The following is a 23,350-nucleotide window of genomic DNA, read 5'->3' as shown; positions in this document are numbered from 1 at the left end:
CGATTCATACTAGGCTATGAAGATAGTCAACGCAGCCGCCGTCTCGCGCACCCGCATGCCAAACTGACGCCGCCCGCCGCCGACCTTCCGTCTCCCAGTGTGTTTCCCGCAACACAGCGAGGCCCAACATGGAATTCCTCACGGTAACAATCGCCAAACCCGAAGCGACCAACTTCGTCCTCGGGCAATCTCACTTCATCAAGTCGGTCGAGGATCTGCACGAGGCGATGGTGGGCACGGTGCCCGGTATCAAGTTTGGTCTGGCCTTCTGTGAAGCATCGGGCAAGCGTCTAGTACGCCGCTCCGGTACCGATGCCGGCCTGATCGAGTTGGCGTGCCAGAACGCCATGGCCATCGGTGCGGGACACAGCTTCGTGATTTTTCTGGGAGATGGCTTTTACCCAGTCAATGTTCTGAACACGATCAAGGCCGTGCCGGAGGTGTGCCGGATATTCTGTGCCACCGCGAATCCCACCCAGGTTCTGCTCGCCGAAACGGATCAGGGGCGCGCTATCCTGGGTGTCGTCGACGGCGCTGGGCCGCTCGGAGTGGAAAACGAAGAGGACGTTCAATGGCGCAAGGATCTGTTACGTGCGATTGGCTACAAAGCGTAGGCGCTGAGGCTTTCACCGCGGGGCTCGTCCGCCGGAGCCTGATCTCGCCAGCCCCCGCGTGCGCGACGGGTCGCGTTGTTCGTCTTCACGTGATGATTCTGGCGAACCATGGAACGCCTACTCCTTAAACCCGGCACCCTGTGGCCGGCTATCCTGCGTCAAACGGAGCATGCGCTGCGTTGTGGTGCGCTGCAGCCAATCGATACCACCGAGGAGCTAATCGAAGACGCAGGCATGCGCTTCGTCGTCCGCCAGGTCTCGAGCCTTGCTCGCAAGGAAGCAACCCGCCAGACGAGCAAGACCAAAGTGGCGGAACGCAGTGCGGTCAATCCTTTCCTTCCTTATGACCCAGACCTCTTTGTTGCCGATCTCTCGGACACACATGTCGCCTTGCTCAACAAGTTCAATGTCATCGACCATCATCTCCTGATCGTCACCCGTAGTTTCAAACGTCAGGAAGCGCTGCTCGAACTGGCTGACTTCGCAGCGTTGGCCGCCTGCATGGCCGAGTTCGATGGTGTTGCTTTCTACAACGGGGGCGCAGCGGCCGGAGCGAGCCAACCACACAAGCATCTGCAGATGGTGCCGCTACCGCTTGAAGGCTCGAAGGCGCGTCTGCCGATTGAATCCGTTCTTGCTCACGCGCGCATGGAAGGTCAGGTCGGTACGATACCTGCGCTGGACTTTCGGCATGCATTCGCCCCTCTCGAACTGGGATCTGCCGCCTCGCAACCTGCAGCGCAGGCAGCATTCGATTGCTACTGTGCGTTGCTTGAAGCGGTCGGCCTGCGGGCGATCGAGACGAACGGCGAGCCGCTCCAGTCGGCGCCCTATAACCTGCTTGTCGCGCGTCGCTGGATGCTGCTTGTGCCGAGATCCGTCGAGTGTGTCGAGGGCGTTTCGGTGAACGCGTTAGGGTTTGCGGGATCGCTCTTCGTGCGCAACGCTGCGCAGATGCAGGTCATCAAGACGCTCGGCCCGATGACGGTGTTGCAGCGCGCCGCAGTTCCGGCCGTCTAAAAGATTACGCAGGGGTATCACTCCGGGGCAAGCGCACTGCCGCCCAGATACGCTGCGCGGACCCGATTATCCTGCGCCAGTTCGTGCGCCGCGCCGGCGAGCGCGATGCGGCCGCTTTCCAGCACGTAGGCGCGATGCGCAATGCGCAGCGCCTGGCGCGCGTTCTGCTCGACAAGGAGGATCGAGGTGCCTTGCTTGCAGATATCGGAAATCATGCCGAAGATCACGCGCACCAGCTTCGGCGCCAGTCCCATGGACGGTTCATCGAGCACGACGAGGCGTGGCCGCAACATCAGGGCGCGTGCGATCGCCAGCATCTGCTGTTCGCCGCCGCTTAGTGTTCCCGCCAACTGGCTGCGTCGCTCGCCGAGGCGCGGGAAAGTCTGGTAGACCTCCGTGATTCGCTGTTCCAGCACCGCGCCGTCGCGCCGGATCAGATAAGCGCCGAGCCGCAGATTTTCCTCGACCGTCAGCGCTCCGAACATGCGACGGCCTTCGGGCACATGCCCGAGCCCCAGCGCCACGATCTGGTGGGCGCGCAAGCCGGTGAGCGGGTGCCCGGCCATCATGATCGCTCCCGCGCGGGGGCGAACCAGGCCCGAAATGGCGCGTAGTGTCGTGGTCTTGCCGGCCCCATTGCTGCCGAGCAGCGCCACGATCTCGCCCTCGGCGACCTCCAGCGAGACGCCGTGCAACACCTCGACGTTCCCGTAGCTCACATGCAGGTCGCTTATTTCTAGGAGTCCCACAGCGATTTCTCCCCGCCGGCATCGTCGGTTGTTTCGTCGGCGTCGGCTGTCCCCAGATAGGCGTCGATGACACGCGGGTCGGCCTGGATTTCGGCTGGCGTTCCCTCGGCAATGATGATGCCGTGATCCATGACGATGATCCGGTCCGACACACCCATCACCAGCATCATGTCGTGTTCGATCAGCAGGACGGTCACGCCGAGATCCCGGATACGCCGGATCAACTCCATCAAGGCATGCTTCTCGGTCGGGTTCATTCCCGCCGCCGGTTCGTCGAGCAGCAGCAGATGCGGGTTGCTGGCGAGCGCACGGGCAATCTCCAGTCGGCGCTGATCGCCATACGGCAGGTCGGCGGCGCGTTCGCCCGCGCGCGCCGCAAGGCCGACAAAACCGAGCCAGCGCAAACCTTCCGCCGCGTGATCCGCTTCCTCGGCGCGAGCGGAGGGCAATGCCAGCAGTTCGGTGACGAGCGGTGTGTGGAGTCGGTGATCCATGCCGATCAACACGTTTTCGAAGGCCGTCATGTTGGCGAACAGGCGAATTCCCTGGAAGGTACGCGCCATCCCGGCATGGACGATGCGATGCGGCACACCGCCGGCGAGCGAGGTGCCGCGCCACAGCACCTCGCCGCCGGTCGGGCGGATCACGCCGGTGAGGCAGTTGAACACCGTTGTCTTGCCGGCCCCGTTAGGACCGATCAGGCTCAGAATCTCTCCGTTGCGCACTGTGAAGCTGATGCCGCCCAGCGCCAGTACGCCGCCGAAGCGTCGCTGCATGTTGCGCACCTCGAGCAGAACTGCGTCGGCGATATTCTCGCGGGGCCGCGGCGTTTCGGGGCCTGCACCACCTTTGGCATCAATAGGCGGCAGCACCACGCGCCGCAGCGGCGCCGGCCACAGCCCCTGCGGCCTGAGCAGCATGAGGATGACGAGTCCGATCGCGAAAGCAAAAATGCGCCAGAGGTTGAGAAACCGCAGCATCTCAGGCAGGCCCGCGACGATGACCGCGCCGAGTATGACGCCCGGAATGCTGCCGCGGCCCCCGAGTACGACGACGATCAGGATCGTCACGGACTGCAGATAAGTGAAGCCGGTCGGGTCGATGGTCCCGAAGCGTGCGGCGAACAGGCTGCCAGCCAGACCGCCGATCAATGCGCCCATCACGTACGCCAGCATCTTGACGCGCAGGGTCGGCACGCCTACCGCTTCCGCGGCCGCCTCGTCCTCGCGGATGCTGGTCCAGGCGCGCCCGAGCCGCGACTTGCCGAGCCGGATGGCAAACACCAGCACCAGCACGAGGAACGTGATGCCCAGTTCGTAGACCGCCCGCGGCGAGCTGATTTCAAAACCGAACAGGCTCGGACTGGCGATGCCGTAGATACCGTTGGGGCCGCCCGTGATGTTGAGATTGGTGGCGACGATGCGCGTGATCTCGCCGAAGCCGAGCGTGACGATGGCCAGATAGTCGCTGCGCAGGCGCAGGGTAGGGTAGCCGATGACGATACCCGAAACCCCTGCAAACGCGAGGCTAAACGGCAGCGTTTCCCAGAACGAGAAGTGCAGCAGCGTTTCCAGCAGCGCGGTCGTGTAAGCGCCAATCGCAAAGAAAGCCGCGTATCCCAGATCGAGCAAGCCGGCATAACCGACGACGATATTCAGCCCGAGTCCCAGGATCGAATAGGTGGCAATGGTCAGGCCGACATCGACGAGATAGTTGCTGGCGATAGCCGGCAGCCCCGCGGCGGCCACCAGAAGCGCGACGCCCGCAGGGCGAGACCAGCGCGATGCCGCCCGCGTAGTGCTCATGAGCTACATTCTCTCGACGACGCGTTCGCCGAACAAACCGGTCGGCTTGATCACGAGTACGCCGATCAGTACGCCGAACACGAGCACGTCGGTCCACCGCGAAGAGACATAGCCGGCGCCGAACGATTCGAGCAGGCCGATCAGGATGCCGCCGGCCATCGCCCCCGGAATATTGCCGATGCCGCCGAGCACCGCAGCGGTGAAGGCGCGCAGGCCGAGCACGAAGCCCATGAAGAAATTGATCTGTGTGTAATAGAGCCCTTCCATGACGCCTGCCACGGCGGCCAGCGCCGATCCGAGGAAGAAAGTGAGCTGGATCAGCCGCTCGACGTCGATGCCCATCAAACGCGCCGCGTCCTGATCGATTGCCAGGGCGCGCATCGCGGTGCCGATGAAGGTGCGGTGAACGAAGAAATATAGCCCGAGCATCAGCGCAAAGCTGGCCGCGATGATGCCGATCTCCGCAAACGTGATCTGCACGCCGTCGAAAAAGAGTCCTGCCTGGCTGAGCACGTGGGGATAAGTGTTGAAACCGGCCCCATAGATCAGCAACACGCCGTTTTCCAGCGCCAGCGAAACGCCGAGTGCCGTGATCAGAATGGACAGCCGCGGCGCGCGCAACAGCGGTTGGTAGGCAATTCGCTCGATTGCGAGGCCGAGCGCGCCCGTGACGGTCATCGCGGCCACCAACGCGATCAGCAGCGCGAGAGCGAGCGGCAGGTGCGCCGCGGCCAGCACCGTCAAGCCGGTCCAGCCGATGAACGCCCCCACCATGAACAGGTCGCCGTGTGCGAAATTGATCAGCCGGATGATCCCGTAGACCATCGTGTAGCCGAGGGCGACGAGCGCATAGAACGAGCCGATCGTCAGCCCTTCGACAACGAACTGGAGGAAGGTGCTCATGGCGGGGCGGGCCGAATCGGGCTGGGAGCGGGTCTATTTCATCGCCATCCAGTGTCCGGCGGCATCCTGCCTCTGATAGGGCGCGAAACTGTCGCCGCGAACGATGATGGTGATGTACACCGCCACGCTGCGATCGCCCTTGGGGTTAAAGCCGATCGTCCCGGTCGCGCCCGCGTAGTTCGAGATCTTGTGCAGCGCGGCCGTGATTGCGGCAGGCGTCGCTGACTTCGCGTCCGCGATCGCTTTCGCCGTCACGCCGACGGCATCGTATTCGTAGACCGAATACGGTCCCGGCCCTTGCCCGTAGGCCTTCGTATAGTCGTCGACGAAGCTGTGCGCGCCGCTCAGGAACTGCGCGAGCGGCGCAGTCGTAATGATCATGCCGTCGGCCGCCGGGCCCGCCGTCTTCATGAGCGTCGGGTCGTTGGTGCCGTCGCCGCCCATCAAGGTCATCTTCAGCCCCAGTTGCCGGGCTTCCTTGACGATCAGGCCGGCTTCGGAGAAGTAGCCGGTGTAGTAGATCACGTCCGGCTTCAGCGAGGCGACATGGGTCAGGGTTGGTGAGTAGTCCATCTGACCGGGCGTGATCGCGTCGTCGTAGACGACGTCGACACCGTCCTTTTTCAGGGCCTCCACGGTATTGTCGGCGAGGCCCTTGGCATAGGTCGTGTTGTCGTTGATCACCGCCGCGCGCTTCACGTGCAGCGAATTTTTCATGAAACTGGCCGCAAACGGTCCCTGCTCGTCGTCACGGCCGATCGTCCGGAAGACGTTGTCGTAGCCCATTTCGGTCAGTTTGGGATTGGTCGACGCGTCCAGCACGTAAGGAATGCCGGCGCGGTGAAAGGTCGTCAATTCCGGCAGCGCCGCACTGGAGCAGTAACCGCCGGCCACGGCGACGACCCCAGCGTCGACCAGCTTCTGCGCCGCCTGCACGGCCGTCTGCGCGTCGCAGGCGTCGTCCTCGGGCACCAGTTCGATCTGCATGCCGAGTACTCCGCCCGCCGCATTGACTTTGGCCGCGGCAAGCTTGGCGCCATTGAGAATGTCCGTGCCGGCATTGGCGGAACTGCCCGACAGCGGCACCGGCACGCCGATCTTGATGGTCTGGCTTAGCGCCGAACCGGGGGCCATGCCGGCGAGCAGGGCCCAGGCGGTCAACGCCGCGATTGTGGTTCGCCGCAAAACGCAACCCGCAACGGGCGAGCCATTCTTCTGATCAATCATGTTAGTGACTCCTTAGTTATTGTGAAAGGAATCGACCGGGTCCGCCACGCGGAGCAACCGGCGACATCAGAAAACGTTTGGAAACGCGGCTCGCATGCAAGTTGTAAGCGGTCAGGTCGAGTGCCTGACTATCGGACTCCGCAGCGCTACCATAAAAGTGTTTTTTTCATGATAGGTCCCGCCGCACATTTGGGCGGTATAGGGTATGCGCGTATAGAACACCATACAAAAAGCGGCGGCAACTTCGCATTTTCTGAACGGCAGGCGGCTTTGCATCGGACAGCTTTGCATGGGACCAGAGTAAGCGCTAAAGCGCCAACTCTGATCGACAGCTAAAGCGCCAACTCCGGTCGACAGGAGTCAGGCATGAAAACGGTTGTGCTGGGCGGCGGCATCGCGGGCGTTACGGCGGCGTATTACCTCGCGAGAGACGGCCGCGAGGTGACGGTAATCGACCGCCGGCCCGGCGTCGCGCTCGAAACCAGCTTTGCCAACGCGGGTCTCGTCGCGCCGGGTCATTCGTACACGTGGGCGTCGCCGCGCACGCCGAAAATCCTGCTCAAATCGCTGTTCGTCGAAGGTCAGGCGCTGCGGCTCAAGCTCAACGCCGACCCGCACATGTGGGCCTGGTGTCTCCAGTTCCTGCGCAACTGCACAGCCGAGCGCTCGCGCCGCAACACCACGCGCAAGGTGAGGCTTTGCCGCTATGCACAAAGTCAATTGCAGCAACTGAGCGCTGCCGAGCATCTGGAATACGACCGCATCAGCCGCGGCCTGTTGTATCTCTATCGCGACGAAGCGTCTTTCGCGCGCGGCACGCAGAACATGTCGATCCTCGCGGACAACGGACTGCCGCTCGAAACGCTGGATGCGGCACAGGTCGTGGCGCGCGAACCGGCGTTTGCCGGGGCGCGCGACAGGATCGCCGGCGCGATCTATTGCCCGACCGACGAAAGCGGCGATGCGCATCTGTTCACCCGGGCGCTGAAAGAGGTGTGCGAGCGCCTCGGGGTGCGGTTCGAGTTCGATACCGCGATCAGCGCGATCGAGGCGTCCGGCGATCAGGTCATCGGCGTGCGTACGCCAGCCGGACTCGTGGGCGGCGACGAGTTCGTTCTGGCGCTCGGTTGCTGGTCGCCGATTTTGGCGCGGCGGCTCGGTTATCGGCTGCCGGTGTATCCGGTAAAGGGCTATTCCGCCACCTTTCCGGTTGGGCCGGAGCACCGTCCGCCGGAGCTGGGCGGCGTGGACGAGAACAACCTGGTGGCGTGGGCGCGCTTTGGCCAACGGCTGCGCTTTACCGCGACCGCCGAATTCGCCGGTTACGACACGCGCCACACACCCGCTGACTTCGGGCCAATGCTACAGGCCGCCCGCGAGTGGTTCCCGGACGGCGCCGACTATGGCCGTCCCGCTTACTGGGCGGGTTTGCGTCCGATGACGCCCGAGGGCACGCCACTGATTGGCCGCATGCGGCACCGCAACTTGTATCTGAATACGGGGCACGGACACATGGGATGGACCATGTCGTGTGGAACCGCAAAACTGCTGGCCGACATCATGGCCGGTCGCCAGCCCGAACTCGACATGACAGGGATGACACTGACATGAGCACGATTCCTTCTCAGGACGATACGTATGTCAGGCTCGATTTCGCAATGGACGACGGCATTTGCCGGCGCGCCGCGATCGGGCTGGTGGTGCTCGCCACCGATCACACGATCGAACACGAATGGCGCAAGCTGCTGACGCAAGATGGCGTAGCGTTCTACGAGAGCCGCATACTCAACTCGCCGGACATCACGCCCGAACGGCTCGTCGAAATGGATGCGCGCATCGCGCCGGCGGTGGCGCTGATCCGGCCTGGAGAGCGCATCGATGTGGTGGCGTTCGGTTGCACGTCGGCGTCGATGGTGATCGGAGAAGAAAACGTCTTCGCGCGCATCCGCGAGGCGCGCCCAGGCGTCGCGTGCACCACGCCGATTACCGCTGCGCTTGCTGCACTGCGCGCACTCGGCGTGCAACGCGCCGCACTGCTGACACCCTACGTGCGCACGATCAACGACTACATGCGCGGCTATATCGAGGCACGCGGCGTGCATATTACGCGCATGGCGTCGTTCGAGCATGCCAACGACAACGAGGTCGCGCGGATCGACAAGGTATCCTTACAAGCTGCGGTCGAGCGACTTGGACAGAACCCCGACGTGGAAGCGGTTTTCGTCTCGTGCACCAGCTTGCGTATTGCCGGCTTCGTTGCAGAGCTTGAAGCGGCAATCGGCAAGCCGGTGATATCGAGCAACTTCGCGATGGCTTGGCACGTGTTGCGGCTGGCGGGTGTGGAAGACCGCGAGCCGGGGCGTGGGCGGCTATTTGCGCTGTAACCGGAAAATACCTTGCGACGCTGGGATTCCTGAAGCCGTAATAGTGCTGGCGCTGCCCACGCTATGCCACCCCCAATCTCATTTCCATTCCGGCTGCTGCAGCGTCATCCCATGCTGCCCTTTATATGCAGCGACCGCAGGCGGCGTCCAGCCGTCCAGCATCTGCGGTGCGAGCCGGTAGATTTCGATGCCGAGCGGCCGGCACACCTCCAGTGGATCGCGCGCATCCGGTCCCCACATAGGCAACGAGAGATCGCCGCCCGGACAGGTCGACAGCGCGCACAGCAGGTCGATTTCCGCGAAAAATTCGAGGTAGTCGCCCTTCTTTGCCGGGCATGCCTTCATGAAGTATTTGTCTTCGAGATTGAGGCCCGTGCACTGGAACACGTTGAGCACGTCGTGCACGTCGTATTCGGTCAGTCCGTATGGGGCGATCGCGCGGGTCAGATTCGAGTGGCAGTGGAAATGAAAGTCCTCGCCGGTCAGCATGCGGTTGACGTAGGGATCGCAACGGGTGCCGAGCAGGTCGTGAACCCGGCCGCCATGTTCGTCGACGCCGTAGCCGGCTAGGCTGTCGTCGATGATCGTCACCATCGGCCGCAGGAACGGTAGCGTCGACCAGAGCCGGTCGAAGGTGCTGACGTGCGCCTGCTGTAGCTGGCGCGTCCGCGATGCCCACATCCGCTCGCGCGGGTTATGCTGGTTCCACATGTTCAGGTCGGCTACCTGCGGACCTTCGATCGTGACGATCCGGAACACATGGCCGGCCGGCACCGTCCAGGCTTGACCTGACCTGATCGGCACGACGATCGATTCAACCAGCGTGCGCGTGTCGTGCTGCGTTGCGATGCGCTGATAGAACGTCTTGTCGACGTCGAGTGCGGAACCCTTGGTGGACTGGTAGGCGGCGGGGTAATTCAACATGGCGGAGGCTCCTTTATCTGGCCGGCGGACGGCTCGCGCAGAGGGACGCCGCCGTTTCGCTGTTGATCCCTGCGATCCTGGCAGGACGCCTGCGGCCCAGTGCCTATAATTGACTGAGCGGAGCTGGCCGATTCACAGCGGCGCCAGCTTCGCGAGGCGGTCCATCGGATGAACTGCTCCATCAGATTTCTTGCGGGAGGCGGATCATGCAAGGCGGAGACGCGGTCTTGAAGCAGGTGCTGGCGGCTTTCGAGCACGAATCGCACCTGAATCTGCACAATCATCCCATCCATATGAGTTTCAGCGGCGGCGCCCTGACCGTGGCGGGCGAGGTGCCGGATATCGCGTCCAAGAAACGCATCGTCCGCCTCGCACACGCTTTCAACGGCGCGGCGGAGCTGGTGGACCGTCTGCGCGTGAGAGTCGAGCCGCCGGTCGGCGATGGCGCGCTGCGGGACCGGGTCTGCGAGCGGCTTTTACAGGCCGTGGACTTTCGCAACTGCGTCATCTGCGCATGCGTCAAGGGGCAGGTGGAACTGCTGCGCGGCGCCATGGACGAGGCCGGCAATGGCGATGGCAGCGGCGCCGTCGAGGTCACCGTTCAGGACGGCGTGGTGACGCTGACGGGACAAGTGATCAGCCTGTCGCACAAGCGTCTGGCCGGCGTGCTTGCCTGGTGGGCCGGCGCTTGCCGCGAAGTGGTGAACCTGCTGGATGTGTCTCCCGCCGAGGCAGACAGCGACGACGAAATCGCCGAAGCCCTGCACCTGGTGCTGGAAACCGATCCCTGTGTGCGTGCCGAGCAGATCGTGATCAAGTCGCAGGACCACAGGGTGACGCTCGAAGGTTGGGTGTCGAGCGAGGCTGAGCGCAGGCAGGCGGAACAGGACGCCTGGTACCTCGATGCGATCGACCAGGTCGTCAACCGCATCGATGTGCGGGCCTGATAGAGTCCGTTGAATTTCATGCTCATTGCAGGCTGACATGGCCTGAGCGGCAGGCCCCGAACAGGATGTCAACGTGTACACGCCTGGCCGCGGGGAGAAACGTATGTTCAAGCACTTGCTCGTGTCGACCGACGGCTCGGTCCTCTCGGAAGCCGCCATTCAGATGGCAGTCGCGTTCGCCAAGGAAAGTGGCGCCAGAGTCACGGGGCTCCATGTCATCCCGGAGTTTCACGTTCTCGCGTACGGCACGGAAATGATCGCCGACGAAGAGGATCGGGTCATTCAGTCCGCCCGACAGCGCGCCGATGACTACCTCGCGGTTTTCACCAAGGCGGCTGCGCAAGCGGGCGTCGAATGCGCGACGGTGGCGACGAGCCACGCCCACCCGTATGAGGCGATCATCAACGTTGCCGGAGAACGAGGCTGCGATCTCATCGTCATGGCGTCGCACGGGCGGCGCGGCATGCGCGGCCTGTTGCTCGGCAGCGAGACGCAGAAGGTCCTGACGCATAGCCGGATTCCGGTTCTCGTGGTCCGCTAGCCGGTGCAAACCGGTGAACACGGCACAGCGTGATTCACTCGCAGCCCAGGTTGGATGTCTGCGGACGTCCAACCCGGGTGCGCAAGCGGATCTTCAGAACAGGTGACGAATGCCGATCTGCACGCCGGTTTCGCTTTGACCCGCGCCCGGTGTCAGGAACGATCCGGTGGTGATGCTGGCGCCGGTCATCTTGAACTGCGCCGTGTTGGAGTTGTTCAGCCTCGACACGACACCGTAAAGTCGCGTCGCCTTTGACAGATCATAGTTGACGATGCCGCTGAACTCGCGTGCCGTGTTGTCCAGCGAAGAACTATCGGTGATGAACGCGTACCCGGCGCCCACGCTCAGGAAAGGACTGAAGCGGTAGTCGGCGGAAAACGACCAGGTGTTGTGGTAGTTGCCCGCGACATTGCCGACCGGACCCACGGTCGGGTTGTATTTCCCGGCGGGGTTGGACAAGGCATTTCCGGTCGTGGCCGAGATGATGTCATTTGCCCTGAAGAAGCCGAGATAGACTTTCCCCCACCCATAGTCGACGTTTCCACCTGCCATGATTTCCTGAACACGAACGGTGTTCGTGGCGTTGGCTGCGTTCAGATAGGCCAGTGCAAGATACACCGGGCCAAGGTTCGACTGGACGCCGACCTGGTACACGGCATTTCCTGCCAGTGTCCCCACTTGCCCTCCCACCGAATAGTGAAGCTCGATCTGGGTGCCCGAAATCTTCGGCGAGATATAGGCAATGTCGTTATCGACCCGGGCTTGCCAGTTGGCAAAATTGTTATACCCGGAGCCATACGTTGCGGCACTGAACGCGTCCAGATTGCCGCTCCAGGCGAACATGGGCGTGTTTTGGCGGCCGAACCGCACTTCACCGTACGGCGCCGAGATACCTACCCATGCTTGCCTGTCGAAGAACCGGTAGGAATTCTGTACGTTGCCGGTGCCCGGATCGAAACCGTTCTCGAGGTCGAACGTGGCGCGGTATCCGCCGCCAAGATCCTCGGTCCCGCGTATCCCCCAACGGCTGGTGAGTTCACCATTGTTCCCGAGGGTGGTCAAAGACGTGTTTTTTCCACCCACCTTGGTCGACTGGTAGCCCACAAACTCGTCGAGGACCCCGTATAAAGTGACTGATGATTGAGCTTGCACCTGTTCGGCGGATATCGCTCCAAGCGTCAATATAGTAAGCAGTGCTATTTTATGTGGATTCATTTTTCTCGTCTCCTCTTGTTTTGGCGCGTCAGACGGGATTCGCCGGACTGCTCCCCGGCTGCGGCGCCAGCAGTCTCTTCACGGTCAGAGCGAGCGGTACGGTGAAGCAGAAGTGCGACATGAAGCCGCCAATGATGACGTTTGGATCGTAATAGTTTGGGTGATTGTCCGAGGTGATCATGATCGCCACGTGCATCACGATCCAGGCGAGGATGGCGTAAAACAACGCAACGAAAGTCGCCTCATAGCCGCGTCGACGGAAATATGGCCAGATCAACGCAAACAGGATGCCCCAGCCAATCGCGAAGAAAAAGTGAATCGCTGTCCCCAGCAAATAAGCCCAGATGCCGATCGCTTCCTGAAAAGCCTTGCCGAAAACCAGGCCGGTGGCATTGCGTGGAATGCCCGCCAGAGGCATCAGGTGCTGTGCCCCAACCCAGATCAGGGCTTCGTAAATCCAGATGCACACTGCGCCGGTCAGGCCACCGATCGCGCCGGCACGAAGGATTGCGCCTGGATACGGCTTGTCTGACGCACTCGACGTCGAGCCCTTATCGACGTCACGACCGCTGATGCTGAAGTTGCCACCCATGTTTACTCTCCTCTCCTCAAGAAACGCACATAGCGAACCCGATGCCGCGAGCGGTTCAAACCACTTCGCGTGCCGGACGTCTTCATTGGATATGTTGTTATCGCTGAGCGACCACGCGAGGTGGTCTGTTGGGACGCCAAGATATAAAAAACGAGGAGCGTGTCGAAAGTTGGGGTTAACCAGCCGGGAACCGCAAGAAATCCCGGACCAGCACCCGTTTTGTGCTTGCCGCCGGATGATGTAAGACGCGGGAAGCCTTGCCCTGTAAGGATCCGTTGGTATCCCGAAGCTTTGGCGAATGCGTACGGCAGGAACCATGCGTCCCGCTGGTCATAAAAGAATCAGATGGCAAAAGAACGAAGTCGCAAGACCCCGGCAGCGTTCCATGGGGGCGCGACTTGCCCAGTCACTTGGCGTGCCACGCACGGCACTGCGTTATGCGCTCAGGATCTGGCCGTATCCGAACGCCGCGAGCTCCTGATCCTGTGCATCGAGCGAAAGCGGCACTTGTTCCCGCAGGAACTCGACGAAGGTCTTGATCTTGGCGTCGAGATAGCGTCTCGATACATACAATGCGTAGACATTGTTTGCGCGCAGACGGCGCTCCGGCAGCACACGCACGAGGCTGCCGTCGCGCAACGCCGGTAGCGCGACGGCGATAGGCAAGGGCCCGATGCCCATGCCTTCGCGAATGGCCTCGGCCAGCGCTTCGGCGACATTGATGGTGAGCGGCGTGGGCCTGGCATGACGAAAGACCGCTTCGTCCGCGCCTTCGAAATGCCATCGTCCGAGCGGCACATCGGGTAGAACCAGTTGCAGGCAGGTGTGTTTGTGCAGATCCGCGAGGTTCAGCGGCGTGCCATGCCTTTCCAGGTAGCGCGGAGAAGCACAGAGAATCGTGTAAACGCTACCGAGGCGTTGCGATACCAGGGCGGAATCAGCCAGTCCCCGCGCCACCACGACCGAGACGTCGAAGCCTTCTTCGACCATATCGGGCACCCGTTGCGCCAGTACCAGTTCGATCAGCACTTCCGGAAAGCGTCTGTTATACCGGGCAATCAGCGGCGCCAGATGATGCTGGCCAAAGCTGGTCGTCGCATGAACCCGCAGCTTGCCCGACGGCTGGCCACCGGTACCCGTCGCTTCCGCTTCCGCCAGATCGACCTGAGCGAGAATCTGTTCGCAATGCTGCAGATAACGTTCACCGGCCTCGGTCAACGACATGTGCCGTGTTGTTCTGTTGAGCAGACGTGTATGCAGCCGGGACTCCAGGTCGGTGATCGCCCGCGACATCTGAGGCGTGCTCACGGAGGCGAGCGACGCAGCCTTTGTGAAGCTGCCGGCCTCCACGACTCGAACGAACATCCGCATGCTGTCCAACGTGTCCATCGTAATCCTGACCACAGAACAAGGTTGACGCTTCGGGAATCGACCCTTTCGAAAACTTACCCGATTGTATCTTGATGGCGATTTCTTATATTGATGCGAAATCTATCAAAACAGTTTTGCATTAATGGAAAAAATGGTGATTCTAAATTGAATGTCATCAGAATTGTAAAATATCTATTTCTAAATTGGAAATTAAGTTCTCGTCGAAATTGCGTAGGCCTTCGATTGTTGGTGAATACAATAATCGCTTGTTTCCGGATTTCATCCTAATCGCCACAATGTGGAAAATTTCATTGATTCAACTCGCGAGCGTCCTGTTATGTGGAAAGGTATGGCCCGTGGCTGGGCGATGACATGGGGAGTTGCTTTCAATCTGTTTATGTTGCGGCTTGGAAGCGTGGCTTAAAGGCAGTCTGGATTGTTGTGTCTGGCGAAATGAATTTTGGTAGACTGGTAACCAAAGTAGTAAAAGAAACCCAATTAAAAGTAGTTTTGCTCCGCCCATTGGGTGGACTGCTTCCTTTAAAACGGTATGGAGGAGATGATGAGAGTGAAGAAGTCTTTGCTTGCCGCTGCGTTGATGTCGGCAGGCGTGGTCGCGCACGCGCAAACCAGTGTGACCTTATATGGTCGCCTGGATGCCGGCATCGAGTATATAAATGGCTTGCCGAACAATGCCGGCACCGGTTCCACCTCGCGCTGGCGGCAGGAGAGCGGCGACTGGGGGACAAGCCTGTGGGGTATCAAAGGCTCAGAGGACCTGGGTGGCGGAAACAAGGCCGTTTTTCAGTTGGAAGGCGGGTTTAGTACTGCGAATGGCTCGTTTGGTCAAGCAGGTTCCATTTTTGACCGGATTGCAAATGTCGGTCTGTCCAATGACCAGTTCGGTACGATGCTGTTAGGGCGCCAATTGCAGATCGCCAACGGCGACTGGGATTTCGATCCCTTTGGCCAGTCGAACTGGTCGTCGGCTTCGCTGGTTCGAGGCCGCAACTGGGAGCACACCAGCAACAACGTTTCGTACCAGTCGCCGAAACTCTATGGCTTCGACATGTACGGCCAGTATGGCCTGTCGAACTCCACAAACTGGAATGCCGGCGTGCCGGGGGCAGCAACCGGCCGTACCGACGGCCTGCAGCTCACGTATACCAATTCGTTGTTCCAGTTGCGTGGCATCTATGACGAAATTCGCGATCCGCTCAACGGCCAGCTCGACAATCCGTTCACGGCCTCGCGTGAATACTTTGTCGGCGGCAACCTGTTCCTCGGCCGCTTCAAGGTGCAAGCCGCTTATACGGCTGAGCGCACCTCGGGTGGCGTCGTCACGCCGGCAGGTTCGCCGACGGAGCCGACTACCGCCGATCTCGAATGGGGCGGCGTGACGTGGCAAGCCACGACGGCAGCCGCCTTGATTGCCGCGGTCTACCACGTGAACGCGAACAACGGCGGCGGCAACGCAACCATCTATACGGTGGGCGGCACCTACAACCTGTCGAAGCGGACCTTGCTCGATTTCCAGATTGCGACCGTGCGTAACAGCAGCACGGCCAACTTCGGTCTCGATGCCAACAATGAAGGTCCCGGCGGCCTGAGCGACGGTGTGTACAACGAGAACCCGCTGCAAGGTCATACTCAGACCGGCGCATACGCGGGGATTCAGCACTCGTTCTGACGCCACGTCGCAGGGGCAGTCGGGCGGCTGGTTCGTTTCACGTTGCCACGAGAGGCACGTCCTGGCGCCATGCTGCAAAGCATGGCGCCGCTTTTTGACTGCTGCCCGGCCTAGGCGGCGCTTGCCCGGGGGAAGCCACCTGGCAGGCCGGGCTTCCGAACGGCCCGCTGACGGTCAGGTCGCGTTAAACCCCCGCGGATTCTTCTCCTGCCACCGCCAGTGATCCGCACACATGCGCTCGATCCCGAACTCCGCTTGCCAACCCAGCAGCTTCGCCGCCGCTGCCGGGTCCGCATAGCACGAAGCCACATCGCCAGGCCGCCGCGCCACGATCTCGTACGGCACCGGCCGGCCCGACGCCTTTTCGAACGAGCGCACCACATCGAGCACGCTATACCCCTGGCCCGTGCCCAGATTCACCACGAAGCTCGCGTCGTGCTTCGACAGCGCGTCCAACGTGGCCGCGCGCCAGATCGATCCCTTGGATGAAGTCGTGCGCGCCGATGCTATCGGGTGTCTTGTAGTCTCCTCTGAATGAGCAGTTAGTCACCCGGGGCGCATGCCGCATCACGTTGTTTGGAACGTCAGCCGTATCTTCCTCAATCAGACTGCGCCCGCCAGTATTAATAACTGGAGCCGCGTCGACTTGCATTGGTCGAGTCATGCGTAAAACTAGTTTTGTGATTTCGCTCCCCGCCCGCGCAAATCACAATCAATTTAACGCAACTCTGGAGAACGCTCATGCAAGACCGACAACGCTCCCTGCAATGTGCTCTTTGTCGACGATCTCATTGCGATGCGACTCGTCCGAATCGCTAATTGCTCGACGGCCTACGTATATTCGTTTCGATCATGGCGTTCGCGCTGTCGCTGGTTGCCTGATTTCGGTGTGTATGGAACATCGAAAGGCAGCAGTCGGAGATCGGGACGATAGGCGCTGGCGCAATGTACATGCTCAGGCCAGGCTTTCTGCTGGACTTCAGTTGTCCCGAGACGAATTGAACGTCGAGTCCTCCAACTCACCTGCGACTGCTGTAAGCATGTGTGGCGGCGCGATTCGCGATAGATCGTCGCTGACATCTTCCGGCTGGCTGGTCTTGAAAATTTCCGTGCGACGCCCCTGCGTCGTTCCCACGGAATATGTCTGGACCGTTTTGCGTAGCACCTTGACATCAGCACGAAAACGTATCCGGTTTGCGCTCGCCAGCAATCCGGGGCGGCGCCAACGCATCAGGAATTCGCCGCACTCCGGCGTGCATCATTCCATAGAGAAACGACCATGAGACTACTTACGCTTCAGACGGTTTCATCTAATTGCACGCAAGAACGGATGGAGAGGATCTCTGTCAGCCGATATCCCGGTTCCATCTCTATATTCTTTGAGGAGCCCGAGAGTTTGCTTAAGGCAATGACGGTAGATCGCATCCAGATCATCCGGCTGCTGCGAGACGTGGGACCTTTGACGGCAGATGCGATTGCCGAGAGTCTTGATCGCGACAAGGTGATGGTGCGCCGCGATCTGGAAACGCTTCTGGACCTCGAAATCATTGATCTCGAATGTGACGCACGTTACCTGTTTGATTTTGATGATATCGAGATCCGACTACAATTCGCTGCGCTTCCTGAACAAATGGGGGACCACAATTGAAGACAGCCGCGTGCGCGATCACATTTGCACTCGATACTTTTGGGACCATGCGGCGCAACCGTCTGGAATACACATCGGTGTGGGAAAGCGGGATGCTTCCGTCAGGCGCATTCATCGAAGTTGAGAGCCGGTACCTCATTAGCGCTCCCGGAGGCGACATCGATATGGACGGATTCACGCGCAAACCGGCTCATTGAGCGGTCTGTCTTTTCCCGTATGACGCCAAAGGCAACGTTGCCGGGCGGTTCATGGCTTTCGATAGCCGCGCCGGACGCGTCGCGGTATTTATTGGGAGGCAGTATCTCGACAAATGGTGTTCTGTCGCTGTACTAACGTACGCCGCGATGACGCCACGGCTGTCTTATGTCGGACTACTCGCTACGGGCAATCTCAAGGAGTCGAGCCCGCGCTTTGCGCGATAGCTTGCTCAACAGGAGGATCAATTCTGCCAGCTCGTCGTCGTCGGCGTAGAAGTAAGCCACGGGTACAGACAGCACTGCTGCAAGTTTGCGGGCAAACGGATAGTCGACCTTGTGAATGCCCAGTTCATAGCGGTTGATACGGGTGCTGGCCACGAAATCATCGAGGCCTGCGTCAATGCCGAGCTGCTTTTGTGACAACCCGGCACGGAGGCGCGCTTCCTTCAGGCGCGCTCCGAAGACAGAGTTCCCGGTCGCCAGCATATATAGCCCCGTATTGACAGGGCTACGAATATCGTAGCAAACTTGCATGCGCGATACTACGAAGTTCGTAGTTTTTCGCGGGCAGACACTTCGTGGGGTGCCAGATCAGAGTGAAACCGGCGGCAATCTGCTGCCAGGCCAACGATCGAATTGCAGTCAGATATAACAAGGGCCAGCCATTCCATCGGGAACGGGCTGGCCGGTCAACACTCGGGGCAACATGAAAAAAACAGTGATCCGCACTGCCATCGTTGCAGGTGCGTTATGGATGACGGGGTGTAGTGACAGGAATGCGGCAAACGAGGCCAACTTCAAGGCGGCCATAACCGAGGGCGTCAGGACACAGAAAGCGTGCCTCTCGCTAGATGGTCCACAGGCCAACCTTGCACAGGGCATTCCTGTTGTTCTTGCGCAGGGACATCCTTCCGATGATCAGGTTATCGCACAGAAACCCCTGCTCAAGGCGCTCGCGACGGTTGGACTGGTCACGCTGCATGTTGTCTACAAGGAGCAGCCAGGCCTCCCGATGTTTGGCTCCTACAAGGCGCCGTTCATCAGGATTGAGGTGTCCGACAAGGCGAAGCCCTATTTCCAGAATGTGCCTGCCAGCGGACCATCCCTGTGCTTTGGCCGCTTCGTTGTTGACTCGGTCGACCGGTTTTCCCAGCCATCATCCGCGACGGAGCGGACCGTTTCGCAGGTGGAATACACCGGGCACCTCGAGGACTTTCCCGACTGGACCCACGCCCCCGAATTGATAGCGCAGTCTGAATGGCTGCGCGGAATCACCACTCCCCGGAAGTTCACGGACAAGGCAGTCCTCGTTCTGACCAACAAAGGGTGGGAGGACGAGCGCGTGGCGGGTTTATGACATTGAAGATGAATGGGGATAACAATGAAAGGTACGATTACGAAGTGGCTGTTCGGCGGTGGCGTCACTGCGGTGCCCCTGATGTTGCTGCTTGCTGCATGCGGTGGTGGAGGCGGAAGCAGTAACCCGACCAGTGCCGCGTCTGGAGCGAGTTCCGCGTCCCCTGCATCTTCGGCGCCGGCCAGTTCGGCTAGTGCAACCATCGCGGCTACGACCGCCAGTACACCAGAGTACGCATCGGGCAGTGTTGAGCTCGCCATGCTCAACACGCTCAACCAGGCCCGTCAGGCCTGTGGCTTTCCAGGACTTCAGGACAACACGCTCCTTGACAAGGCCGCGGCCGCTCACGCGCAGTACATGGGCCTGAACAATGCGGGAGGCGACAGCGAGACATCCGGCAATGCCGGTTTTACCGGCGTAACGTATCAGGACCGGGCCGTCGCAGCAGGCTTTCCATCCGGCGCGGGCGGGGCTGGAGTCAGTGCGGCGGACTACTCGGTCCCGGCCCTGACGAATACCCAATATGGCCAGAATCTCGTCAACGAGTGGCTTGCCGGGGCATACCACGGCCCGGCTGTGCTCACCCCGTCTGGAGTCGTCGGTGTCGGTACCTACCAGACGACCTACAACGGCTACCCGGAGGTGTGGGGGTCCATGAGCCTGCTGAACACGACCTTCGGGCACACTTCCAGTAATTCCCCGCTGACCTATCCATGCCAGGGCGTGACCGGCGTCTTGTATTCGATCGTGGGTGAGCAACCCGCGCCACCGAACACATCCGGCAGTTGGGGCACACCCATCGCGGTGGTGGGCAATACTACCGATACGATCACCCTGACCGCAGGAACGTTGACGGCCCCGGGCGGAACGGTCATCAACCTGCAACTCCTGGATTCGGCCAGCGACCCAAACCGGATCCTGCAGCCGTACACGGCGTCTGCCTACCCCACGACACCTCTAAGCGCCAGCACCGCTTATACGGCGTCTATCACCGGAACGGACAATGGGGTGCCCTTTTCACGCAGTTTCAGCTTTACCACGGCTGCAAGCGAGTAATCCGGATAGGAGAGACGAAACCGCGGATGACCAGGATTGACCGGTCTTGGCGCCCACCAGATCTGGATGCAACCGGGAACGTAAACGACTCCCCGTCGTTCCTCACAATCTTGTCGGATACCTAGGCAAGACTCTCCGCCTTTCCCGCACCTGAGCCATTGACTCAGCCATATCGTGGATCTGGCTGAGTCGCGTATCCGCACGTCGTTCCTATCAGGCGTGGTTTGTTGCTTTTTCCTCTACTACTCAACCCCTGGTTGCATTGCTTCAACCACGTGCGATTCTGGCTTCGTGTTCCCGCTCAAACAGGCGGAGACATAGTGATCGGGGGGGGGGGCGCATGCACATGCCTGGTGTGCCCAGTAGTTGTCCGATCTTTCGAGCAGGCGCGCGTGGTGCGCGTCGACGCAACCTCACGCGGTTGGCCATGTTGACACGAAAGACCGGCTGGTCAACGTCTGCGCACCTGGCGCGTCTGCATTTTTGCGGATCAAGGGTCAATCCTGTGGCCCGACCTTCACAAGGACTGGAAATGAGCAACACCAAACCACTGTGCCGAATCTTTCTGGATGAAGTCCGGGAATGTCTTCTCGACTATGTCAGGCCGCTGATACACCTCACCCGATGGATACGCCAGTGGCGTCGGAGCCGTGAGTGATCCTGCCCCCCCCCGAGCGACCCCGTTCCGCCACAGAAAACTGTGGCGGCGATCGACCAGATTCACTATTGGAACTGCAAATGGGAATCAAACGTTTCACCTTCGAAGCTAACGGCGAGGAGGTCATTCAGGTAACGGACGGCCGGGTTACCGGCTATGTCGCGGCCTCCATTTCGCTTGACGTGCTTCAGGCCTGGTATCGGCACTTCACCAGACGATGGAAGCACGGGAGCCGGCTCAAGTTCCGTGTGCGGCTGGGAAAACGTTCCAGATCAAAACCGGCTCGCCTACGCACACGCCGGCAGCGCCCGCAGAAGCGCCATCGTGGCCGACTGCGTTACTGGACCGATGCGCCGCGCCGGTAGCGCATGCGCTGGCCTGCACCTATTTATGTGCCCCTGGGCATGACCTTGTGGCAGCGTGTCCCGCATCGCCGGTGTCGATCGCTGTCCCGAACCGCCTTCGGACCAACTTCCTAGGATAAAAATGAACCAACTTTACACGCCGGTGTTGCTCATCGTGCGCTGGACGTTTGTGGGGATGTTTGTGGTTGGGGTCATGGGATCCCTTCACGCTGGTTTCCACGTGGGAGCGGACCAGTTTCACGTACTACTGGTTTGGACTCTTCTGGCGGCGGCCGCCGTATGTCTCCAGAATCCGGGGAGCGACCGCTGGATCGGGGCAGCTTTCCTTGTATTCAGCATGGGCATGCTGCGGCTCGTGTTTGCATTTAACGTGTACAGCGCATACGCCATCGCCATCTGGAGTATTGCTGCGATCGGCATGATCATGCGGCGTCGCCATCTGGCCGCGGTGGCCAGTTCATCAGAGCGTACTGTGAACGGCGGAGCCGTGGTGCAGGCCACGCGTCACCCGGCCCAGCCACCTGCACCGGAGTACTCGTTCAGTCAGAACGTGCGACGTGCCCGTTACTCGTTTGCTGATCTTGTCGGCATGAGCGACACAAAGAAGCGCCTCTCCGCAGCGGGGAAGACCATCATCGGGAACGAGGGGTCGAAGCGCAACGGCATCCTGCTCTTTGGCGAGCCCGGCAACGGCAAGACGATGTTTGCCGAGGCGCTGGCTGGCGAGCTCAATGTACCGTTCTTCCCTGTCACGTATGGCGATGTGGCGTCGAAATGGATCAATGAGACACCGCAAAAGATTGAGGCCGTGTTCAGGCAGGCCCGTCAGTTTGGTCGGTGCGTGCTGTTCCTCGATGAATTTGACTCTTTCGTCAAGGACCGCGATGCTGCTCATGCAATGGACAAAGATCTGTCCAACGTCATGCTTACGGGCATCAACAGTCTTCACGGTACACAGGTCGTGCTGGTGGCGGCCACCAATTTCGTCGACAACCTGGATTCCGCAGCGATCCGCGAGGGGCGCTTCGATTTCCGCGTTGAAGTCCCGCCTCCGGACCTCGAAGCTCGCCGTGCCATCCTGCGCAAATCCATCGGCGAAGCAGTCGGCTATGGCATGATCGACAGTCGGCTCGTCGCGAGCCTCGCCATACGATGGGAAGGTTTTAGCGCAAGCCGTCTCGCCAGTCTGGGTGGGCCGCTTACCGATATGCGGCGTGACGGCCTAATTGGAACCGGCCGCGTCACGTTCGATCATGGCATGCAGGCCATGCGTCTGTTGCAGGGGCGTCGTGGCCGGCTTCCGGAAGGCGTCAAGTCCGTTGACGAGATCATCATGCCCCCGGCTTCCCAGAATGTGCTGCGTGACCTCGCATTCAGGATGAGGCAAGTTCACCGGTTGGAGCAGATCGGTGGCAGCCTGCCCACCGGAATTATCTTCTTCGGGCCGTCCGGAACCGGCAAGACCCAGGCGGCGATGGCGCTCGCCCAGGCGAGCGGGTACGCTTTCCTCAGGATGACCGGCACCACCCTCATCGGTAAACCCGACCTGTGGGACAGACTGGTGCGTGAGGCGAAAGATATCCGCCCGGTCATCGTCTTCATTGATGAGGCGGACGACGTTCTCCTGAAGCGCCGGTACTCGAACGTCCCGTCACTCACCGCCAAAATCCTGACCACGCTTGACGGAGCCGATGGCCGGATTCGTGACGTGATCTACATCGCGGCTACAAACCATTATGACCGGCTCGATAGTGCGGCTGTCCGAGGCGGTCGGTTCGAAGAAAAGATCCGGTTCGATGTACCGGGGCGTCAGGCGATGAAGGCGTATGTAATGTCCAGCCTGCAGAAGATATCGGATCAGCGCTACACGATCCTGAGCGGTGTAACCGAACGCTGCCTGTCCGTTCTCGCTGGCCGCTCGATCGCGGACGCCGACGCCGTGCTTGGCCGGGCAGTCAACCTTGCCGCTGTTCGTGCGCTACAGGAAGACGCAGCCGAGCTTCGTCCGGCCGATATCTCTGTCGCAGCCCAAGCGGTATTCACTGACGGAATCGGCGCAGTAAACTGAGCGAAGAACCTGTTTCTTC

General features: G+C 60.7%; 21 protein-coding genes and 1 pseudogene. 12 read left to right on the top strand and 10 right to left on the bottom strand.

The genetic code is table 11. From position 1 onward, the window contains the following. Positions 1 to 128 precede the first annotated feature (128 nt). Positions 129 to 614, top strand: coding sequence for an adenosine-specific kinase (locus tag AC1ECK_RS09700; protein WP_480318324.1), 486 nt, complete (start codon positions 129 to 131; stop codon positions 612 to 614). A gap of 108 nt (positions 615 to 722) precedes the next feature. Then, entirely contained in the window at positions 723 to 1,634 is a 912-nt protein-coding gene (locus tag AC1ECK_RS09695) for an ATP adenylyltransferase family protein (RefSeq protein WP_480318322.1), read from the top strand. Positions 1,635 to 1,651: 17 nt separating this feature from the next. Here the strand turns inward: AC1ECK_RS09695 and AC1ECK_RS09690 are convergent, their stop codons facing one another. From AC1ECK_RS09690 to AC1ECK_RS09675, 4 genes are read right to left on the bottom strand one after another with little or no spacing between them, the layout of a single operon-like run. Continuing rightward, positions 1,652 to 2,383 (bottom strand): ABC transporter ATP-binding protein, encoded by a 732-nt coding sequence (locus AC1ECK_RS09690; RefSeq protein ID WP_480318320.1) that lies wholly within the window; start codon positions 2,381 to 2,383, stop codon positions 1,652 to 1,654. Continuing rightward, positions 2,371 to 4,188, bottom strand: a complete 1,818-nt coding sequence (locus tag AC1ECK_RS09685) for a branched-chain amino acid ABC transporter ATP-binding protein/permease (protein ID WP_480318318.1) — start codon at positions 4,186 to 4,188, stop codon at positions 2,371 to 2,373. Before AC1ECK_RS09685 ends, AC1ECK_RS09690 begins: the two co-directional genes overlap by 13 nt. A 3-nt stretch (positions 4,189 to 4,191) precedes the next feature. Further along, positions 4,192 to 5,091, bottom strand: coding sequence for a branched-chain amino acid ABC transporter permease (locus AC1ECK_RS09680; protein WP_480318316.1), 900 nt, complete (start codon positions 5,089 to 5,091; stop codon positions 4,192 to 4,194). A 33-nt stretch (positions 5,092 to 5,124) separates the two neighbouring features. Beyond that, positions 5,125 to 6,318: a branched-chain amino acid ABC transporter substrate-binding protein gene (locus AC1ECK_RS09675; protein ID WP_480318314.1), complete on the bottom strand. Its 1,194-nt coding sequence runs from the start codon at positions 6,316 to 6,318 to the stop codon at positions 5,125 to 5,127. A gap of 366 nt (positions 6,319 to 6,684) precedes the next feature. Between AC1ECK_RS09675 and AC1ECK_RS09670 the strand changes: the two genes are divergently transcribed. Both AC1ECK_RS09670 and AC1ECK_RS09665 read left to right on the top strand, forming a co-directional pair. After that, positions 6,685 to 7,929: a D-amino acid dehydrogenase gene (locus AC1ECK_RS09670; protein ID WP_480318312.1), complete on the top strand. Its 1,245-nt coding sequence runs from the start codon at positions 6,685 to 6,687 to the stop codon at positions 7,927 to 7,929. Continuing rightward, entirely contained in the window at positions 7,926 to 8,702 is a 777-nt protein-coding gene (locus AC1ECK_RS09665; protein WP_480318310.1) for a maleate cis-trans isomerase family protein, read from the top strand. Before AC1ECK_RS09670 ends, AC1ECK_RS09665 begins: the two co-directional genes overlap by 4 nt. Before the next feature lie 78 nt (positions 8,703 to 8,780). Here the strand turns inward: AC1ECK_RS09665 and AC1ECK_RS09660 are convergent, their stop codons facing one another. Next, the gene (locus AC1ECK_RS09660; protein ID WP_480318308.1) at positions 8,781 to 9,626 is read right to left on the bottom strand and encodes an urea carboxylase-associated family protein; all 846 of its coding nucleotides are present in this window, start codon (positions 9,624 to 9,626) and stop codon (positions 8,781 to 8,783) included. A gap of 206 nt (positions 9,627 to 9,832) precedes the next feature. On the opposite strand from AC1ECK_RS09660, the gene AC1ECK_RS09655 reads away from it, so the two are divergent. Further along, positions 9,833 to 10,573, top strand: coding sequence for a BON domain-containing protein (locus tag AC1ECK_RS09655; protein ID WP_480318306.1), 741 nt, complete (start codon positions 9,833 to 9,835; stop codon positions 10,571 to 10,573). A gap of 103 nt (positions 10,574 to 10,676) precedes the next feature. Next, a complete protein-coding gene (locus AC1ECK_RS09650; protein ID WP_480318304.1) occupies positions 10,677 to 11,114 on the top strand; it encodes a universal stress protein in 438 nt (145 codons plus the stop codon). Between the two features lie 93 nt (positions 11,115 to 11,207). Here AC1ECK_RS09650 and AC1ECK_RS09645 read toward each other — a convergent pair whose 3' ends face one another. The 3 genes from AC1ECK_RS09645 to AC1ECK_RS09635 form a co-directional block, all read right to left on the bottom strand. Next, complete coding sequence (locus AC1ECK_RS09645; RefSeq protein WP_480318302.1) at positions 11,208 to 12,329, bottom strand: porin; 1,122 nt, start codon at positions 12,327 to 12,329, stop codon at positions 11,208 to 11,210. A 28-nt stretch (positions 12,330 to 12,357) separates the two neighbouring features. Continuing rightward, the gene (locus tag AC1ECK_RS09640; protein ID WP_480318806.1) at positions 12,358 to 12,921 is read right to left on the bottom strand and encodes a hypothetical protein; all 564 of its coding nucleotides are present in this window, start codon (positions 12,919 to 12,921) and stop codon (positions 12,358 to 12,360) included. A 435-nt stretch (positions 12,922 to 13,356) separates the two neighbouring features. Continuing rightward, complete coding sequence (locus AC1ECK_RS09635) at positions 13,357 to 14,310, bottom strand: LysR family transcriptional regulator (RefSeq protein ID WP_480318300.1); 954 nt, start codon at positions 14,308 to 14,310, stop codon at positions 13,357 to 13,359. Between the two features lie 550 nt (positions 14,311 to 14,860). Between AC1ECK_RS09635 and AC1ECK_RS09630 the strand changes: the two genes are divergently transcribed. After that, positions 14,861 to 15,982 (top strand): porin, encoded by a 1,122-nt coding sequence (locus AC1ECK_RS09630; protein WP_480318298.1) that lies wholly within the window; start codon positions 14,861 to 14,863, stop codon positions 15,980 to 15,982. Between the two features lie 174 nt (positions 15,983 to 16,156). On the opposite strand, the pseudogene AC1ECK_RS09625 reads toward AC1ECK_RS09630, so the two are convergent. After that, positions 16,157 to 16,589, bottom strand: a pseudogene (locus AC1ECK_RS09625) (UDP-glucose 4-epimerase); the annotation flags it as partial. A gap of 672 nt (positions 16,590 to 17,261) precedes the next feature. On the opposite strand from AC1ECK_RS09625, the gene AC1ECK_RS09620 reads away from it, so the two are divergent. Continuing rightward, positions 17,262 to 17,630, top strand: a complete 369-nt coding sequence (locus tag AC1ECK_RS09620; protein ID WP_480318296.1) for an HVO_A0114 family putative DNA-binding protein — start codon at positions 17,262 to 17,264, stop codon at positions 17,628 to 17,630. Between the two features lie 371 nt (positions 17,631 to 18,001). Here AC1ECK_RS09620 and AC1ECK_RS09615 read toward each other — a convergent pair whose 3' ends face one another. After that, positions 18,002 to 18,313: a helix-turn-helix domain-containing protein gene (locus tag AC1ECK_RS09615; RefSeq protein ID WP_480318294.1), complete on the bottom strand. Its 312-nt coding sequence runs from the start codon at positions 18,311 to 18,313 to the stop codon at positions 18,002 to 18,004. A 220-nt stretch (positions 18,314 to 18,533) separates the two neighbouring features. Here AC1ECK_RS09615 and AC1ECK_RS09610 point away from each other — a divergent pair, with 220 nt between their 5' ends. The 4 genes from AC1ECK_RS09610 (at position 18,534) to AC1ECK_RS09595 (ending at position 23,331) form a co-directional block, all read left to right on the top strand. After that, the gene (locus AC1ECK_RS09610; RefSeq protein ID WP_480318292.1) at positions 18,534 to 19,184 is read left to right on the top strand and encodes a hypothetical protein; all 651 of its coding nucleotides are present in this window, start codon (positions 18,534 to 18,536) and stop codon (positions 19,182 to 19,184) included. Positions 19,185 to 19,442: 258 nt separating this feature from the next. After that, positions 19,443 to 20,240, top strand: a complete 798-nt coding sequence (locus AC1ECK_RS09605; protein ID WP_480318290.1) for a CAP domain-containing protein — start codon at positions 19,443 to 19,445, stop codon at positions 20,238 to 20,240. Between the two features lie 738 nt (positions 20,241 to 20,978). Beyond that, positions 20,979 to 21,263, top strand: coding sequence for a hypothetical protein (locus AC1ECK_RS09600; protein WP_480318288.1), 285 nt, complete (start codon positions 20,979 to 20,981; stop codon positions 21,261 to 21,263). Between the two features lie 121 nt (positions 21,264 to 21,384). Further along, entirely contained in the window at positions 21,385 to 23,331 is a 1,947-nt protein-coding gene (locus tag AC1ECK_RS09595; protein ID WP_480318286.1) for an AAA family ATPase, read from the top strand. Positions 23,332 to 23,350 lie beyond the last annotated feature (19 nt).

This window comes from Paraburkholderia sp. SSBN10T (assembly GCF_056619545.1).
This window is presented reverse-complemented; position numbering and strand designations above follow the sequence as displayed.